General features: G+C 53.1%; 19 protein-coding genes. 8 read left to right on the forward strand and 11 right to left on the reverse strand.

Annotation, left to right across the window (positions count from 1 at the left end; all coding sequences use genetic code 11):
• Positions 1 to 914 (forward strand): IS4 family transposase (locus tag ACO0K9_RS22855; RefSeq protein ID WP_422988752.1); only part of this gene is annotated, 914 nt, incomplete at its 5' end.
• A 111-nt stretch (positions 915 to 1,025) separates the two neighbouring features.
• Here ACO0K9_RS22855 and ACO0K9_RS22860 read toward each other — a convergent pair.
• Positions 1,026 to 1,529, reverse strand: a complete 504-nt coding sequence (locus ACO0K9_RS22860; protein WP_422988754.1) for a hypothetical protein — start codon at positions 1,527 to 1,529, stop codon at positions 1,026 to 1,028.
• A 334-nt stretch (positions 1,530 to 1,863) separates the two neighbouring features.
• Between ACO0K9_RS22860 and ACO0K9_RS22865 the strand changes: the two genes are divergently transcribed.
• On the forward strand, positions 1,864 to 2,520 hold the full coding sequence (locus ACO0K9_RS22865) for a thiol:disulfide interchange protein DsbA/DsbL (protein WP_422988756.1): 657 nt from the start codon (positions 1,864 to 1,866) through the stop codon (positions 2,518 to 2,520).
• Positions 2,521 to 2,588: 68 nt separating this feature from the next.
• Here the strand turns inward: ACO0K9_RS22865 and ACO0K9_RS22870 are convergent, their stop codons facing one another.
• The 7 genes from ACO0K9_RS22870 to ACO0K9_RS22900 all read right to left on the reverse strand — a co-directional run bounded on the left by ACO0K9_RS22870 (position 2,589) and on the right by ACO0K9_RS22900 (position 9,247).
• Complete coding sequence (locus ACO0K9_RS22870) at positions 2,589 to 3,008, reverse strand: YccF domain-containing protein (RefSeq protein ID WP_422988758.1); 420 nt, start codon at positions 3,006 to 3,008, stop codon at positions 2,589 to 2,591.
• Positions 3,009 to 3,023: 15 nt separating this feature from the next.
• On the reverse strand, positions 3,024 to 4,247 hold the full coding sequence (locus ACO0K9_RS22875; protein WP_422988760.1) for an ABC transporter permease: 1,224 nt from the start codon (positions 4,245 to 4,247) through the stop codon (positions 3,024 to 3,026).
• On the reverse strand, positions 4,244 to 4,999 hold the full coding sequence (locus ACO0K9_RS22880; RefSeq protein WP_422988762.1) for an ABC transporter ATP-binding protein: 756 nt from the start codon (positions 4,997 to 4,999) through the stop codon (positions 4,244 to 4,246). Before ACO0K9_RS22880 ends, ACO0K9_RS22875 begins: the two co-directional genes overlap by 4 nt.
• A complete protein-coding gene (locus tag ACO0K9_RS22885; protein WP_422988764.1) occupies positions 4,999 to 6,240 on the reverse strand; it encodes an efflux RND transporter periplasmic adaptor subunit in 1,242 nt (413 codons plus the stop codon). Before ACO0K9_RS22885 ends, ACO0K9_RS22880 begins: the two co-directional genes overlap by 1 nt.
• Before the next feature lie 44 nt (positions 6,241 to 6,284).
• Complete coding sequence (locus ACO0K9_RS22890) at positions 6,285 to 7,838, reverse strand: putative ABC transporter permease subunit (RefSeq protein ID WP_422988766.1); 1,554 nt, start codon at positions 7,836 to 7,838, stop codon at positions 6,285 to 6,287.
• On the reverse strand, positions 7,838 to 8,572 hold the full coding sequence (locus tag ACO0K9_RS22895; protein WP_422988768.1) for an ABC transporter ATP-binding protein: 735 nt from the start codon (positions 8,570 to 8,572) through the stop codon (positions 7,838 to 7,840). Before ACO0K9_RS22895 ends, ACO0K9_RS22890 begins: the two co-directional genes overlap by 1 nt.
• A gap of 162 nt (positions 8,573 to 8,734) precedes the next feature.
• The gene (locus ACO0K9_RS22900; RefSeq protein ID WP_422988769.1) at positions 8,735 to 9,247 is read right to left on the reverse strand and encodes a DUF1269 domain-containing protein; all 513 of its coding nucleotides are present in this window, start codon (positions 9,245 to 9,247) and stop codon (positions 8,735 to 8,737) included.
• 360 nt (positions 9,248 to 9,607) lie between these two features.
• Here ACO0K9_RS22900 and ACO0K9_RS22905 point away from each other — a divergent pair, with 360 nt between their 5' ends.
• Positions 9,608 to 10,360, forward strand: coding sequence for a substrate-binding periplasmic protein (locus ACO0K9_RS22905; protein ID WP_422988771.1), 753 nt, complete (start codon positions 9,608 to 9,610; stop codon positions 10,358 to 10,360).
• Between the two features lie 127 nt (positions 10,361 to 10,487).
• Here ACO0K9_RS22905 and ACO0K9_RS22910 read toward each other — a convergent pair whose 3' ends face one another.
• Together ACO0K9_RS22910 and ACO0K9_RS22915 are read right to left on the reverse strand one after the other, a co-directional pair.
• Positions 10,488 to 10,880: a VOC family protein gene (locus ACO0K9_RS22910; protein ID WP_422988773.1), complete on the reverse strand. Its 393-nt coding sequence runs from the start codon at positions 10,878 to 10,880 to the stop codon at positions 10,488 to 10,490.
• A gap of 61 nt (positions 10,881 to 10,941) precedes the next feature.
• Positions 10,942 to 13,089 (reverse strand): S9 family peptidase, encoded by a 2,148-nt coding sequence (locus tag ACO0K9_RS22915; protein WP_422988775.1) that lies wholly within the window; start codon positions 13,087 to 13,089, stop codon positions 10,942 to 10,944.
• 277 nt (positions 13,090 to 13,366) lie between these two features.
• Here ACO0K9_RS22915 and gshA point away from each other — a divergent pair, with 277 nt between their 5' ends.
• Positions 13,367 to 14,995, forward strand: a complete 1,629-nt coding sequence (gshA, locus tag ACO0K9_RS22920; RefSeq protein WP_422988777.1) for a glutamate--cysteine ligase — start codon at positions 13,367 to 13,369, stop codon at positions 14,993 to 14,995.
• Between the two features lie 108 nt (positions 14,996 to 15,103).
• The gene (locus ACO0K9_RS22925; protein WP_422988779.1) at positions 15,104 to 15,712 is read left to right on the forward strand and encodes a TMEM175 family protein; all 609 of its coding nucleotides are present in this window, start codon (positions 15,104 to 15,106) and stop codon (positions 15,710 to 15,712) included.
• A 58-nt stretch (positions 15,713 to 15,770) separates the two neighbouring features.
• Here ACO0K9_RS22925 and ACO0K9_RS22930 read toward each other — a convergent pair whose 3' ends face one another.
• Positions 15,771 to 15,992 carry a hypothetical protein gene (locus tag ACO0K9_RS22930; RefSeq protein ID WP_422988781.1) on the reverse strand — a complete coding sequence of 74 codons (222 nt, stop codon included), beginning with the start codon at positions 15,990 to 15,992 and terminating at the stop codon, positions 15,771 to 15,773.
• A gap of 449 nt (positions 15,993 to 16,441) precedes the next feature.
• On the opposite strand from ACO0K9_RS22930, the gene ACO0K9_RS22935 reads away from it, so the two are divergent.
• From ACO0K9_RS22935 to ACO0K9_RS22945, 3 genes are all read left to right on the forward strand, one after another.
• Complete coding sequence (locus ACO0K9_RS22935; RefSeq protein ID WP_422988783.1) at positions 16,442 to 16,657, forward strand: hypothetical protein; 216 nt, start codon at positions 16,442 to 16,444, stop codon at positions 16,655 to 16,657.
• A 42-nt stretch (positions 16,658 to 16,699) separates the two neighbouring features.
• A complete protein-coding gene (locus ACO0K9_RS22940) occupies positions 16,700 to 16,903 on the forward strand; it encodes a hypothetical protein (RefSeq protein ID WP_422988785.1) in 204 nt (67 codons plus the stop codon).
• 297 nt (positions 16,904 to 17,200) lie between these two features.
• Positions 17,201 to 17,833, forward strand: coding sequence for a response regulator (locus ACO0K9_RS22945; protein WP_422988787.1), 633 nt, complete (start codon positions 17,201 to 17,203; stop codon positions 17,831 to 17,833).
• The last annotated feature ends 5 nt before the right edge of the window (positions 17,834 to 17,838 follow it).

Consider the following 17,838-nt stretch of genomic DNA (forward strand, 5'->3'; position numbering starts at 1 on the left):
TGGCCAATGCAAATGCCACGCGCCCCTGGCAAATCTACGCCGATCTGGCGCAACACCTGATTGCGATGGCGCGTCCGTTGTACGCCAGCGAGCCGTTTGGCGTGGACCTCGATGCGACGGTCTATGCGTTCGATGCCACTACTATCGACCTGTGTTTGTCGGTGTATCCGTGGGCACCTTTCCGGTCCGCCAAGGCGGCCATCAAATTGCATACGCTGCTCGATCTGCGCGGCTCTATTCCCAGTTTCATCCACATCACCGACGGCAAGACCCACGAGGTCAATATTCTCGACGATCTGATCATCGAGCCAGGAGCGTATTACCTGATGGATCGCGGCTATCTGGATTTCGCCCGATTGCACAGGCTGCATGCGACGAGCGCCTTCTTTGTCACCAGAGCAAAAAGCAATACCAAGTTCAAGCGTCGGTACTCGCAGCCAGTCGATCGAACGACGAGCAACGTTATCTGCGATCAAACGGGCGTACTCCCGCTCTTCTACGCAAGCAAGGACTACCCGGCGACTTTGCGTCGTATCGTCGTCAAGGACGACGCTGGGGAACGCATCATTTTTCTGACCAACAATTTCTCTCTCAAACCGGAGATGATCGCAGCGCTTTACAAGCAGCGTTGGCAGGTCGAATTGTTCTTCAAGTGGATCAAGCAACATTTGCGTATCAAAACCTTCCTGGGAACCAGCGAGAATGCCGTGAAGACGCAAATATGGATTGCGGTTTGTACTTACGTACTCATCGCTATCGTCAAAAAACGTCTGCATTTGCCTCACAGCCTTTACGAAATTCTACAAATCCTGAGTCTCACCATGTTTGAAACAACACCAATAAATCAATTACTTACGCCGCCATCGGGAAATTTCGATGACGAAAATCAACCAAAACAGATGTCTCTACTATGAGAAACGTTGGGACACTAGTGATTTAACATTTATTTTTTGCAAATGCCAACGCAATGCGTGAGAAAAGCAGGAAATACTGAAGTAAAACAACGCTATCGACCAGCGCGTGTATCAGTTCAGGCAGCGTGTGGCGTCGTAAGTACGCAACCAGGTCATTTGCAAAACACGGGCATCATTGCTGGCGCGATGGCGGGAAATATCCAGTTCTTCCTGTACCTGATTTTTGGTGACATGCCACAGACCTTCCTGCTGGGGAGAGATGATTTCACGCAAATCCGCCAGGCGAAAACTCGGTACCCGGTCAGCAGCGTCATACAGGCGCGCCATCCAAATATAATCATGGGTCCAGCCATCGGTGTACACGGTTTGTCCTGCCAGTTGCAGATTCAATTGTTCTGTCACCTGGCTGGGTGACCTGCCTCTTGCGATGAGCATTTCGCGCGAGATACGGTGTACGACTGCGGCATGCACATCCCAATGCTGCCAGTCCGATTCTGGACGTATCAGGCTGCACCAGCCTTCGCCTTGACGGCGCGAAAAGCCGACCTCGATAGGGTAGCTGCCTTTACCGAAGCCAGATGCTTCAAAATCAATCACGATAGGCACGCTTATCATTGCGGGTGCTCCACAGTCTGGGAAAGTTGATGCAGGTTCGATACTTGCAAAACAGGACACGCGCAATATCCAGGGGCGCTGGACAAAGTCTGACCACACTGGAACCAGCCAGCGGGTTCAGCTTTTGCATCACCCTCATTTCATTTTTCTACGAATCAATTCAGGGTGCAAGGCTTTGCTGAGAAAACCGGGGATTTTTAAAGATGTTTGACGAATCAGCGGCAAATTGCGGACAGTCGGGCTGCCCTCGCTGCCTTATTTGCAAGGCGCATGCCAAATCAGGCAAATACTGGTAAGCTCAAGGGCTTGTTTCGCTTCATGTTAAAGGAAATCCATGCGACTCTTACGCCTTTTGCTTATTACTCTAGGTTTCATCGCCAGCACAGCCCAGGCCACACCTGTCGCGCCCAAGAATGGCGCAGAATTCATTACCCTGTCGGCCCCCCAGCCGGCGCTGTCCAGCGGGAAGAAAATCGAAGTCATCGAATTTTTCATGTATCACTGCCCGGCCTGTAATGCGCTGGAACCCAGCCTGAATGAATGGGTCAAGAAACAGGGCGACAATATCCTGTTCCGCCGCATGCATTTACCACTGACCGGTGAAAAAGATCCTGAAGCGCATCTGTTTTTGACGCTGGAAGCGATGAATCTGGAAACTGCCATGCATGCCAAGGTACTGATTGCCTGGCATGTTGATCGCAGCCGCCTGACCAATGACGCAGAAAATATTGACTGGGCCGTCAAGAATGGTATCGACAAAGCCAAGTTCCTGAGTTTCTATAACTCTTTCGCTGTCGTCACCAAATTGAGCAACCTGTCGAAGCTGGTCGCTACCTATAAAGTGGACAGTACACCGACCTTTGTCGTCGATGGCCGTTACCTGACGAATCCATCCATGATAGCTGGTGCCAACAGCAATTTGCCAAGCGAACAGTTGTATCAGGCCACCATGCAGGTGCTTGAAGCACTGATAGCAAAATCAAAGAAGTAGGTCACTGAAGCAGCGGGTCGCCATCAAGATGGTGACCACCCTGTCTTCCGCCAACGAGTCAGCAGCGATCAACGATGCAGCCTGGCCGCCTGCTCCTTGTCAATCACGGTTTTACCTATCGGTGCCAGTGCAATCGCAGCCAGTTTCAGATGCTGGATGCCGAATGGAATACCGATGATAGTGACGAAACAAAACAAAGCTGAAAACAGGTGTGCTATCGCCAGCCAGACACCGGCGAAAATGAACCAGATGATATTGCCGATAGTCCCCAGCACACCAGTGCCTATATCTTGCTGCCCCGTGACAGCTTGACGATCGACCACTTGCTTACCAAACGGCATAAAAGTCAGTTGCCCGATGACGAAGCAGGCCCGGCCCCAGGGTATGCCTACGATGCTGATAAAGGCCACGGTACCCACCAGCCACCAGGCCAAGCCGGTGATGAAGCCGCCAAATACCAACCAAAGAATATTTCCAATCAGACTCATCACTTGCCCTCCGGTTTATTCATAACGCAAACAATCCACCGGCAATAAGCGCGAGGCGCGGCGGGCCGGATAAAAGCCAAAGAAGATCCCCACAAAGCTGGCGAAACCGCAGGCCACCACCATGGCTTGCAGGCCAACGATGACTTCCAGTTTGCCGGTAGAAGTAATCGCCGCCGCCCCCGCCATGGCCAGCATGATGCCTATGATACCGCCGACCAGGCAGATCACCACGGCCTCGGTCAGAAACTGCAACAACACGTCGCGTGGCTTGGCCCCGATCGCCATGCGTATGCCTATCTCGCGGGTGCGCTCAGTCACCGATACCAGCATGATATTCATGATGCCTATGCCACCCACGATGAGTGAGATAGCACCGATGGCACCCAGCATGGCAGCCAGGCCGGCACTGATCTTGGCCCCGGTCTCTGCGATAGAGGCCAGGTTATCGATACGAAAATCATCTTCCTGCCCGGCCTTGATATGGTGGCGGTCGCGCAGCATGTCCTTGATATCCTCCTCGGCATCCTTCAACTGTTTTTCAGTCTTGCCCTGCACCACCACGTAATGTACGTTACGCGGGAAAGGGCTGCGCATCAGCGTGGCACGGGCCGAGGTAATCGGGATCAGCACCATCTCACCCAGGTCCCCGCCATCAAACATACGTCCTTCGCCCTGCAACACACCAACCACCTGGAAGGGTACATTGTCTATACGCACAAACTGGCCGATGGGATTGTCTTTGTAAAAAAACTGGTCTGCCAGTTTCTTGCCTATGATGACCATGCGCGCTGCACCACGGATGTCGGAATCACTGAACTCATTGCCCTGGTCCACTTTCCAGTTGCGCACCTTGAACATTTCTGGCGTCACACCAAGCACGGCATTATTCGAATTGTCATTCCCCACGGTCAGTTGGAAAAAACCCTGCAAGGCAGGTGCAGCGCCATTCAAACTGCTTAATTCATTCAGCGCCAGCGCATCTTCTACTGACAAGGAAGGTGCTGTACCTGTCCGCGCCCGCACCCCCTGGGTACGGTTGGCACCGGGCGAGATGATCATCAAATTACTGCCCAGCACTTCCAGCTCCTTGGCGATGAATTTCTTGGCGCTTTCACCGACGGCCAGCATCATCACTACCGAAGTAATGCCGATGATAATGCCCAGCATGGTCAGCGCCGTGCGCAGCCTGTTGGCATTCATGGAACGGAATGCTTCTATAAAAACCTGGAGGAAGTTCATTTTGTCTCCCCCTGTGCTTCTGAATATTCAGCATGTGAAGCAGCCAGTTGGCGCAAGCCTTCTGCCGCCGGGCCGTCATACAAAACATGGCCATCCTTGAGCCTGACCAGGCGCTTGCTGTAGGCAGCAATATCCGGTTCATGCGTGACCAGCAGGATGGTGATACCGCGTTCGGCATTCAATTGTTGCAACGAGCGCATGATGTCTTCGCTGGTCTGGGTATCCAGGTTACCAGTGGGTTCATCTGCCAGTATCAGTGGCGGATCAGCCACCAGGGCGCGGGCAATCGCCACGCGCTGTTGCTGCCCGCCGGACAATTGATTCGGCAGGCGTTTGGCGTAATCTTTCAGGCCCACTCTTTCCAGCTCAACCAGTGCCTTCTTGTGTGCCTTGTCGCGTCCGACACCGGCATAAATCAAAGGCAGGGCAACGTTTTCGGCCACGCTCATGCGCTTGATCAGGTTAAAGCTCTGGAACACAAAACCGATAGTGCGATTGCGTATGGTGGCAAGTTCAGAACGCGAGAGACTCAGGGTATTGACACCGTTCAGCAGATAAGAGCCGCTGGTGGCCTGGTCCAGGCAACCGAGAATATTCATCAACGTCGATTTGCCGGAACCAGACTGTCCCATGACGGCCAGAAAATCGCCACGCGGTACCTGTACGTCAATACCATGCAAGACCTTGGTCTCTACCCCACCGGAGAAATAACTCTTGCTGACCTGGCGTATGGCTATCAGGGTATCGCTCATCAGCGTGCTCCGGCCTTGTCCAGTGCACGGGTAATGACTTTATCACCGGGTTTCAAATCACCTGAAATGACTTCGGTATACTTGAAGTTGGATAAACCGATTTTGACATCAACTGTCCTGGCCTGGTTTTTATCATCCAGTTTATACAACTTGAAAGTGCGGGTCAGGTCTTTCTTGGTTCGGAAAGCCACGTCATCGTCGACGTCAGGTGCAGGCAGATTACTACTGGTAGATGCCGAAGCTGGGGCTGCAGCACTGCCATTCTTTTCTTTATCCTTGAGTGCCTTGGCTTCCTTCGCCTGCTCTTCCTCGCTTGGCTTATAACGCAGGGCGGCGGTCGGGATGCGTATGACATTTTCGCGGCTGCCAACGACCAGGCGCACTTGCGCGGTCATGCCGGGTTTCAGCAATTCATCCTTGTTATCCACGTCCAGCACAACGTTATATGTCACCACGTTTTGCTGCACATTCGCCGCCAGGCGGAACTGACGCAGCTTGGCTTCAAATTCGCGATCAGGATACGCATCGACCACAAACCGCGCAGGCAAGCCATCTTTCAGTGAGCCTACATCCGCTTCCGATACGCTGGTATCAATCTGCATCTTGGTCAGGTCGCGTGCAATCTGGAACAGGTTCGGCGTCTGGAACGAGGCCGCCACGGTTTGCCCCATGTCGATCGTGCGCTTGATGATGACGCCATCGATGGGTGAGCGAATGACGCTGTTGTTCAGGTCAGCGTTAACCCTGTCGAGTTGCGCCCTGGCCAGTTTGATATTGGCATCCGCCACTTCGACTTCGCGCCTGGCCTGGTCCATGGCGGTGCCTGAGATATAGTTTTGCGTGACCAGTTTCTGGTTGCGTTCCAGCGTGGCCTGGGCCAGGCGTTTTGATGCTTCGGCAGATGCCAGGCTGGCTTCGCTCTGCTTGATCTGGGCATTGAAAATGGTGGGGTCAAGTTTCAGCAGTATTTGGCCCTGCTTCACTCTGTCATTGAAATCTGCCTTCAATTCCACCACCGTACCCGATACCTGAGAACCGACACTGATCAGCGCCACTGGATTGAGCGTGCCGCTGGCGGTCACAGTCTGGCTGATATTGCCTTTATCGACGACGGCTGTCCTGTATTTGGGTTCTTCTTCCTTGGGAGTGCCTTTTTCCTTTTGGTAATACATGGCGGCAGCACCACCGACGACCAACAAAGCAATAACCACAAAAACGCGTTTTTTTGTGAAGACAGGCATAGTAAGATCAATCCTAGGTTATCAGGTAAGCAATAGACCAGCTATCAAAGATTTCGTTCAATTCGGAAAAACCAGGCCAGCGCCGGTGCCAGCAACGCGGCACACAGCGGCACCCACAACCAGTTGGGGAATTGCATGCCGACATACACGCAGCCAGCCCAACCGAAAGAACTCAGGGCTTCCAGCAAGCCGGCTATCCACTGGGCATGGCCACGCCGGTTAAACTGGGCCCGTGGCGCAGGTTTGGATTGCCACAGATTGACCAGAGCAGAGCTGAGCATGGCCAGCATCACACACAGCGTCACCCCCAGCCCCAGCAACACCTTTTGCACACTGAGCCAGATCAGGGCAGGTGACATCAGGAGCATGATCGGCAACAGTGCCGCAATCAACTTGCTGCTGACAATAGTCAGTGGTTTGACCGGCGCTGCGCGCAGCAGGTCTGGCGCATCTTCTGCCGAAACGATCACCCAGATCAATGAACCGGCCAGCGAAGCCGCCAGAAAAACCATGCCGGACGCCGCACCCGGCAAAATCGACTTACCCTTGAAAACCACTAAAAACAGCGGTGTGATGTACAACAATTGCAGCAATACCTGGGAAATCAGTTGCGGATCACGGGCGATCAGGCGCCATTCTTTCTGGATGATGGTCATGCGCAGGCTGCGTCCAAAACCGGCCTGCCCTGCCTTGCTGGCAGTCCCGGCACGTAGCGACTTGCGCTGGTTACCCACCGATTGCTGCACGCCACGCACAAAGAATTGATGGGTAAACCGGGCAGTCAGCCAAAAACTGGCCAGGCCGATCAGGCTGAATACCAGGATAGCGGGTAGCGAACCCAGCATGGCACGCGCCGGTGTCCATAACGGGCTTTGCGCATCCAGCAGACCACCGGGCTGAAACAGAGGGGTCAGATAAGCCTCTACATCCTGACGTATTTCTTTACGCACATTGCCCAACAGTTGCGACAAAATGAAGATGGAAGCACCAGTGAGCGCGCCCAATATTTGCCCGACGGTACGGGTACGGCGCACGCCTATGGTTTTCACCAGTCCCAGGGTCAGCAGCATCGACAACGAAGCGGTAATCATGGCCATGCCCAATATGCTCGGGTAAATCCCCAGCCAGGCCCACTGACCGAGCACCGCACCCACGTTCGCCACCGGTGCCAGCAATACCAGAAACCAGACCACCACACCAAACGTCACACCTGCCAGCCTGACGCCGAAGATGGTCAGCGACGATAAGGGCGACGACAGCAATAAATCCAGGTCACCGCGTTCAAACAGGGCCCTGACACTGCGCGTCAAGCCCAGCGACAACATCATGCTGAAGATCACTATCATCAATAGACCGGCAGCGATCAGGATCTGCGGCGGTATGTCCTGGCCCAACGGCGGCATTTTGCGCAACAAAAACCAGGCCCCGACATGTGCCAGCACGGCCACCAAGGCGATCAGGCATATACCAAACACCGACATGCCTCTGGCGGCGGCGCGGCCCGGACGGCTCTCGCCCATGTCATAAAACGCCAGACGGATTTCATGCCATAACAGCCAGGCAACAGTGCCTGGCTGGAAATTCAAGCCGCGAGCCATTATGCCGGCTCCGTCAATTGCAGGAAGACTTCTTCTAGGGTGCCGGCACTGTGGCTGGTCTGGATGCGCAATTCGTCCAGCGTGCCTTCGGCGATCAGTTTGCCATTCTGGATGATGCCTATGCGTTCGGCCAGCCGCTCAGCCACATCGAGGATGTGCGTGGTCAATATCACGGTGCCACCCTGTTTCACGTGCGCCAGCAAGACATCCTTGACCTGACGCGCCGCTGCCGCATCCAGGCCGGTCAGTGGTTCATCCAGTATGATCAGTTCCGGTTGATGGATCAGGGCACCTGCCAGTGCCAGTTTTTGCTTCATGCCGCGCGAAAAACCTTCGGTCAGTTCGTCGGTATGCTGCAACAGATCCAGCCATTCCAGCAATTCACGCGCCCGGGTTTCTGCGACGTCAGCCGACACGCCCCACAGGCCAGCCACAAACGCCAGGTATTCAAAGGGCTTGAGCTTGTTGTACAACATGGGGTCATCTGGCAGATAGGCCAGCTTGCTCTTGGCCAGCGCCGCATTGCCTGCCAGATCATTGCCAAGGATATGGATGCTGCCACTGTCGGGCAATATCAGGCCCGCCACCATGCGCAGGGTAGTGGTCTTGCCGGCACCATTCGGGCCTAGCAAGGCATACAGTTCACCGCGACGTACCTGCAGATTCAGATTTTCTACGGCGGGACGACCGAAGCGCTTGTTCAGGTCGCGCAACTCCAGGGCTATATCTGTCATTTTGGGAAATGTTGTCTAAAAATTTAGCCATTGTATTCCTAAATGAACAAAAATAAGTACTGCACACACAAACCTCACACAAACCAAACACAAACAACACGCAGGCATGTTATTGCCTGCATGTTGTGCAAAAAAACACAGTCCCAGGGTCAGCGTATGAAATCAGCTAAAAACCGGCACATGCGGATCAACCCCGCCAAAGCGAATTTCAGGATGCCGTTTGCTGACCAGCTCCTTGATTTCTGCCACCCGCTTGAAAGGTACGTCCACCATCAGCAAGACGCGGCCATTTTCTATCTCAGCCAGGAAAGGTTTCAGACGCGAGCTGGGAATGGCGGTGGCCGCCTTGGCCGATGCCCAAGAACCAAACATCGCACCACCCAGGGCGGAAATCACCACCGCGACGATGCGCATTTCCATTCCCTCAGGCGGAAAAATCAGCCACAGGCCGCCCGCCAGCAAGCCCGCGATACCACCTATCAGCATGCCAACTTCTGCGCCATGTATCAAATCCGTCTTCTGGAAAGAATTCGCCTCTGGCATATCGGCTGGCAGCATGCCTTCGCTGGCATAAAAATGCATATGTCGCTCATCCACACGGGCCAGCAACAGTTCATCCAGCATAGCCCTGGCACCGCCCACGTCAGGTAACATGAAGTACAGTCTGCGTCTCATGACAACCTCCTGGAGTAAATATCCAAAGAGGCAGTTGCGATAGCTACACGGTGACCGGAATTGGTCAGGGGATAAGACAGCAAGCATCGTCATTCCATACCAGGAAAAACGACAGGATGCGCAACTGCCTTATCTTCCTTTATAGTCAATTCCAGACAAAATTCAAATGACAAATCAGACAGGATGGATAAACATTTGTGTCCACACTGATGCTGGTCAAACTGACAAAAAATTCACTTGACCTGCCTGCCGTCAGGCTCAATACTGGGGCTACTCTGTACCGGCATGGCTGCAGGTATGCCAGCTTTAGCGGATACGATAAAGACCTTTGAGCATGATCATCTCTTTCATCAAACTGAAATGAAAAAAATCATCTGCCTGTTCGCGGTATTTCTTGGCCTGTTCAGTCCAACTGGCCAGGCCCAGTCAGCTGCGGTTGAACCCATCAGATGGGTCACTGCCGAATTCCCGCCGTTCATCTGGCTACAGCAAAATGTCCCACAGGGTTATGCCTATGAGCTGATCACCGCCATGTCCAACCAACTGGGTCGCCAGCCCGCTCTGACGTTTTATCCCTGGTCACGGGTGGTCAAGATGAGCAAGGAAGGCAAATCCTATGGTCTGTTCCCGCTGGCCAGGACCCCGGATCGCGAAACCAGCTTCAAATGGCTGGTGCCACTGAGCAAAGTCAACTACAGCTTTTTTGGCCACCACACCGGGAAAATCAGTATAGAAAAAGCCAGCCTCGAACAATTGCGTGGCATGCGTATCGGTATCCTGCGCGGTTCGTCGCTGGAAAAAGATCTGCAGGCAAGAAATTTCCGGCATATCCAGTACGAAAAAAATTATCAGGATTTGCTGAAAATGCTGTCGCTGGGTGGCATAGATGCTATCTATGCCGGTTACCCCATGCTGATCTCGGCGATAGAAGAATATGGATTTCGGCTGGAGGATTTCCATACCGGTGTCACGCTTGGCTCTGCTGAGCTATATCTGGCCAGTTCCCTGGGCTTACATGAACAAGAAGAAAAAGCCTGGAAAACTGCCTACGAAACCCTGCTAAAAGACGGTACGGTCATAAAGCTGAAAAACAAGTATTTTTCGTGGGAATAAATGTGGGTCTGTGATTCGGACCCGGAGACCTGTAACACGAGCCTGTAACACGGGCTCGTTAGCGAATTTGTTCGTACCAGCAAACCGCCTGCACCTGCTCAAAAACAGGCCGCAACATTCCCAATCATCATCCCCCCATAGGCGTACACAGTTCGACCAGGCTGCCATCCGGGCAACGCAAGTAAGACACCACCTGGCCCCAGGGTTTTTGCACAGGTGCAGCAAGTTCATTGGCACCGGCAGCAATGGCCTGCGCATGGGCCTGTGCCACATCAGCCGTGGTAAAAGCGATTTCCATCCCCAGCGGCCGGTCAGAGCTGTGGGCTTCTACATGACCGCATGAATAATTCATTTCACCCATGGCATGCGCAGCAAATGCCAGTGTCGTGGCACCGGTGTCCAACTCGCCATACATGCCGGATTCATGCAAAAAGCGGGTGGCAAAACCAAAGGCTTTTTCAAAGAAAGTCAACGATGCTGCAACATCGGGCACATAGATAATGGTGTAAGCAAAGTTCATGGAATCAACTCCTGATTTTTTAGTAAAGTCCCCCGGCATGCAGCCTGGGGACATCCGGTTTTTACTCTTTGATACCCCACTGCGACAGCATCCAGGCTGAATTGAAAGCGCCTTCGCGTATCGCATCATAACGACCCGAGGCACCGCCATGGCCGGCTGCCATATTGATTTTCAACAGCAAAGGATTTTTATCGGTCTTGTAGTCACGCAGCTTGGCGACATACTTGGCCGGTTCCCAGTACATGACCTGGCTATCGTTCAGGCTGGTGGTCACCAGCATGGCCGGGTAAGCCTTGCGGGCGATATTGTCATAGGGCGAATAGCTGCGCATATAGTCGTAGGCCGGCTTTTCATTCGGATTGCCCCATTCCAGGTATTCACCCGTGGTCAAAGGCAGGCTGGCATCCATCATGGTGTTCATCACATCGACAAAGGGCACGGCGGCATGTACGGCGTGGAACAGATCCGGACGCATGTTCACCACCGCCCCCATCAACAAGCCGCCGGCACTGCCACCCTGGATGATGAGCCGGTCCGGGCTGGTCCATTTTTGCTTGACCAGGTAATCGGCACTGTCGATGAAATCATAAAAGGTATTTTTCTTTTTCATCAGCATGCCGTCTTCATGCCAGTGTTCGCCCATGTCACGGCCGCCACGGATATGCGCCTGCACATAGATGACGCCACGATCCAGCAGACTCAGGCGGCTGATGGCAAAAGTCGCCTCGGTAGAATAACCGTAGCTGCCATACGAATACAACAGCAAAGGCGCGCTGCCATCCAGTTTCACGCCTTTTTTATACACGGCCCACAGCGGCACCTTGACGCCGTCCCTGGCTGTCATCCACAAGCGACGGCTTTCATATTTGCCGGCATCGTAACCGCCGACAATTTCCTGCTGCTTGAGTACATACCGCTGCCCCGTCGCCATATCGACATCCAGCACGGTCGGTGGGGTCACTGGTGACTGGTAAGACATGCGGAAGCGGGTAGAAGAAAATTCCGGTGTCCCTGCGCCTGTTGCCAGATACACCGGGTCATCAAACTTGACTGTCTTCCATTGCTTGCTATTGAAATCATAGATGCGGGCACGATTCAGGGCCTGGGTCTTTTCAGTGACGACCATGAAATCCTTGAAGACATCGGCACCAGATACCAGCACATCGGGATCATGCCTGACCACTTCCTGCCAGTGCTTGCTGTCCGGCGTTGCCAGCGGCGCGCGCACCACGCGGAAATTCTTGGCATCCTTGTTGGTGGTGATATACAGCTCGCCGTTGCGGTGTTCCACACTGTAACGATGGCCTTTTTCGCGCCCCAGCACTGAATGGAATATGCCGCCCGGTGTACCGGCTGGCAGCAACCTGACGTCTGCAGTATCGGTGGCATGGCTGGTCAATACAATGAATTGGCGGTCACGGGTAGTTCCCACTGCCAGTGAGAACTGCTCCACCGCTTCATGCATGATTTCTACCGGTGCCTGGCCCAACTCCATACGGAACAGGCGGTCGGAACGTTTGGTGACCGGGTCTTCCTGCACAAAGAACAGGGTCTTGTTGTCGGCAGCCCAGGCCAATGAGGTCACACGCTCCACCGTATCAGCCAGCAACTGGCCGGTTTTCAAATCCTTGATGTGCAACTGGTATTGGCGATAGCCTACGGTGTCTGTCACATAGGCCAGCAATTGCTCGTCCGGGCTGACCAGGCTGCCACCAACGGCAAAGAACTTGAGTCCCTGGGCCATCTCGTTCTGGTCCAGCAAGATTTCTTCGGCTGCCTTGTCGTCATAGGCCATGGCCGCATCGGCATGACGGCGACAAGACAGGGGATATTGCTTGCCAGCCTCTGTCCGTGAATAGTAATAATAATTACCGCGACGTACGGGCACGGACAAATCGACTTCCTTCATGCGGCCCTTGATTTCGCCATGCAGTTTTTCCGCCAATGGCTTGATATCCGCACTCATGGCCTCGGTATAGGCATTCTCTGCATTCAGATAGGAAATCACGTCCGGGTTTTCTTTTTTCTGCAGCCAGCGGTAGTCATCGGTCACCACTTCACCATGACGGGTTTCCTGCCACGCTACTTTGGCGGCAACGGGCGGAACTGCAGCAGCAGCAGGGGCCAGATCAGCAGCCTGCGCCGACCCGGATGTAGCAAGACCAAGTACGCTGGCAGACATGAGCACAGAGATTTTTTTGAAGGACACAGCAACTCCTGTAAGGACGACTGAATAGGATATTCTAAAGCGATGCAAACAAAACAAGAAATCTTTTTGCATATTGCTGAATATGGACTGCAATGGGTTGCAACGCGGGATTTCCCTGGCATGAAATCATGCCCGTCATAAGACTGTTTTACCCTTCAGAAAGTTTCTATCTGAAATTTGAGCTGCCTCGTATGCCATTTTCATTTTTCGGATATGCTTGCTCGATATTTTTTGCAAATGTGATTGCAAAGACAACTGAATCTTGAAGGAACACACCGTGAGCACTCTGTTAAACCGACGTCTGGCACTACTCGACAGTGAAGCAAACCGTCCTCTGCTTGCCAGGGGATTGCGCGGTATAGAGCGGGAAACCCTGCGTGTGCATGCCGATGGCAAGCTGGCGTTGACGCCGCATCCGCCGGCACTGGGTTCGGCGCTGACCAATCCGCAAATTACTACCGATTATTCAGAATCCCTGCTGGAATTCATTACCCCCGCAGAACCTGACATCGCCACGGCGCTGGAAGAACTGGACAATATCCACCGCTTTGCCTACACCGTGATGGGCAATGAAATGCTATGGCACCAGTCCATGCCCTGCACCTTGCCGGAAGAAAAAGATATCCCGATTGCCTGGTATGGCAATTCACACATAGGTATGATCAAGCATGTATACCGACGCGGACTGGCATTGCGCTATGGAAAAAGCATGCAATGCATCGCCGGTATCCATTACAACTATTCGCTGTCGGAAGATCTGTGGAAGGTCTTGCAGCAGGCAGAACAGACGCCTGGCACATCCAAATATGTGCAGTCGGAAAACTACATTGCGCTGATCCGCAATTTCCACCGCTATAGCTGGCTGCTGATGTATCTGTTTGGTGCGTCGCCGGCATTGTCCACGCCTTTCCTGCGCGGCCGCCCGCACCAATTGGAAACCCTGTCGGACGACACGCTGTACCTGCCCTATGCGACCAGCCTGCGCATGAGCGACCTGGGTTACCAGAACAACGCCCAGGCTGGCTTGGTCCCCCCTTACAACACCCTGCTGGATTACATGCGCAGCCTGTCGCTGGCGGTACGCCAGCCTTACCCCGAGTATGAAAAAATGGGAACGCGCCAAGATGGCGAATGGGTACAGATCAATACCAATGTGCTGCAGATTGAAAACGAGTTTTACGCCACCATACGTCCAAAACGCGTCATCAAAACCGGCGAACGTCCGGTCGAAGCCCTGTGCGCACGCGGTGTGCAGTATATAGAAGTGCGCTGCATGGATGTTAACCCCTTTGACCCGCTAGGCATTAGTCTGGAAACCTCGCGTTTCCTGGACGCCTTCCTGCTGTTCTGCGCGCTGGACGACAGCCCGCTGACGAACCGGGTCGAAGGCCAGGAAAATGTCGACAATTTCGCGCTCACCGTCAAGCAAGGCCGTCGCCCCGGCCTGATGTTGGCGCGCCAGGGCCAGGCCATCTCGCTGCAAGACTGGAGCAGGGAATTGCTGGAGAAAATTACACCGGTAGCCGCCCTGCTGGATGCCCAGCGTGGTGACGACAGCCACGCCAGGACCCTGCAAGTCCAGCGCGAAAAATTGCAAAACCCTGAACTGACACCATCCGCCAAAGTGCTGGCCGCCATACGTGCCGCGAATAATTCTTTCACCGAGTTTGCCTTGCAACAAAGCAAGATGTTGGCAGACGAATTCCGCGCGCATCCCCCTGCTGCCGATCAACTCGCCCTGTACACCCGGATGGCCGAGCAATCGCTGGCAGAACAAGCCACAATGGAAAGCGCACAAACCGGCAGTTTTGACCAGTTCATCCATGATTACCGCTCACGCACGTCGAGTGAAATTTGCTGCGATACCTTTAACGAAGCGTCCCTGATACATCGTGTGACGCTGTAAGAACCTGTTTACGATCTTAGCAACAAATCCTTCCATGGCTATTCCAGAAATCATCAGGAAAGTGGATACTCTGCGTTGACACTTTCCCACTGATAAGGAAAACCAGCGATGAGCATGCAATTCGGTATCCACAAACACAGGATGGAAGCCCTGATCGACGGTGTATTTGCCATCGCCATGACGATACTGGTACTGGAAGTCAAAGTGCCAGAACTGGAGAATCCACGTGATGGTGCGGCCTTGCTGCATGCGCTGCAACATCATCTGTATATCATCATCGCCTATTTCATCAGTTTTGCCATGCTGGGCTTGTTTTGGGTCTGGCACCACAGACTGGCAAGCAAGGTAAAGGAAATTGATGGTGCCCTGATGCTGTGCAGCCTGGGGTTTTTGTCGCTGATCTGTTTTTTCCCTTTTGCCGCTGCCTTGTTTGGGCGTTACATGTTTTATACACCGGCTGCCTTGCTCGTGTATCTGCCCGTGGTCGGCCTGATTTTGCTGTCACAGGCTTTATATTTCTTCGTCGCCATCAAACGCAAACTCATTCATGAAGATGTCAGTGCAGAAGCAGTACGCTCCGCGCACAAGCACAATCTATACGCCTGTGGCATTTTCTGTTTGACGGCCATACCGTCAGCATTGATTGCAGGCATCAGCGTCGCTGCCGGCTGCGCCGTCGCCGCTAGCTTGCTTATCTGGCGCGCCATCAAAGCCTGAGGGCTTATTTCTTTTCCGTGCCTTAAGACCTGGTAAGCACTAAGCTGGGAGTGCCAATTTAGGGGTTACCAGGTCTGGTCCGTAAATCTTCACGCTGTTTTTCATATTGCTCGTAAGTCGTCTTGTTTTGTTGCAGACAAGTCTTGCGCTCATTCCAGTCCATGCGTTTTTCACACTGACGCTGGGCAGTATCTTGCTGCATATCATAGAAGAAAGCGCAGCCACTCAAACCCAGTGGGCTACAAAGTACCAAGGCCAGCAGCAGTAATTTTTTTAACATGTCATTCATTTTGAAAAATAGTGGAAATTATGAAATACGACCAATAGAAGAACATACGCTACACGATAGACCCCTGTTAAGCGAATTTAGTTCCCATGCGCCATCCCATACGCCATCCCATACGATATCCCGGCGCGGGTATCCATGCACCCCTATGTGCTCAGGCAAAGTGCTGCTTTACCAGCCTTTGATGAGCGCCTTATCAATGATTTCACTCCCTCATTCGCTTGCTTAGCGTGATTTAGCGCACGGTGGCGTCTGCTGACTTCATCTAATCCTACAAATGGGGACGCCCGTGTCCTATATGGCAGCGCCTCGGGCCGATGTAGTATGAATTGCAAGTCAATAACAGTTACAGCCGCACGCTGGCGGCTTATGGGCTAGGGACTCTGACTTACTGCGGGCTTACCGCGCATAGCAGGATGCATCGATCTTCTGGAGAAATCGCAATGAATACATGTCTATTCAAAGGTGGAGTATTTTTTCTATATGGCGCATTGCGCGTAAGCCTGGGCCGCCTGCTTGGCAAGCCGCAACTTCGTGCCAGTGGCTACCAGATGCTGACCAATGCCAGATGCCAGCTCGTTATCAGTGATGCGCAAAAGGTGATCAGACAGTGCATCAAACGCCAGCAAAATAATCTTACTTCGGTTTCAGGGTCCTGATCCCCGATCATTTTGAACAATTTAAACTTTTTGGAGAAATACATGATAGCTACCAAACACCTCTTCCTTGCAGCCGGTCTTGCCAGTTTGGCGCTGCTGACTGCCGTCAGCAAGACGCTGCATCGCGAAAAACACGTCGCCAAGAAATTACATAAAACCGAGTTAAGCACCTGGGAAGGGGAAGGCGGCAACCTGCCACCAAAAACCAGCACTCAGGCTGTGAATAAAGACATAGAACCCAAATAAACTTTACGCGAGAACACCAGGGCGTGTTGACCCACGTTTGACTGTGTATTCGTTCTTCACCCGTCTCTCGCATGCCGCTGTATCCCCTGGTAGCAAAGGGGCGTGCAGCGCAAGGAGGCCTATGACATATCCAGCCAGTTTCCATGAGCGATATAGCGTTGCTATGCTCACTTCCCCACATAGTTTATCAAAGTGCTATGCTGTCAGCGTATACGCATGACTTATGCCGCTTTGTCTGATGCCGTACAGGAATTAGCTGGCATGATTTTGTGCACTCCCCCCATTTGAAGGAAGAAAATGATCCGTATTGCAGTCTGTGACGACCATCAAATTGTGCGGGCCGGTTTCAAGCAGATATTTTCAGGAGTCAGTGATTTCGAAGTAGTTGCCGAGGCCACCAACGGGCGTGAAGCCCTTGAAATCGCCAGGAGACAGGCTTGCGATGTCATGCTGCTGGATATCAGCATGCCTGATCAAAGCGGTATCGACACCTTGCGTACCATCAAACAGGGGCAGCCAGAGTTACCGATCCTGATACTAAGTGGTTATCCTGCGCAGCAATATGCGGTAAATCTCTTGCGTATGGGTGCGAATGGCTATCTGAACAAGGAATGTGATGCAGAGGAGCTCATCAAGGCCGTCCGCACGGTATCGACCGGCCGTCGTTATGTGAGTGCAGACGTGGGAGAGATCCTGGCTCAGGGCTTTGACCTGCACGCAGACACTGCCATGCATACCGAACTCTCTGATCGTGAATTCCAGGTATTTTTAAGACTGGCCAAAGGTGAATGCGTTTCCGATATTGCCGTGACCCTGTCGCTCAGCGTGAAAACCATCAGCACCTATCGTACCCGCGTGATGGAAAAAATGAATCTGCAATCAAACAGCGATCTGACGTATTACGCGATGAAGAATAATTTGCTTGAATAAGCAAA

The organism is Undibacterium sp. Ji50W (assembly GCF_049340445.1).
Classification (GTDB): domain Bacteria; phylum Pseudomonadota; class Gammaproteobacteria; order Burkholderiales; family Burkholderiaceae_D; genus Undibacterium.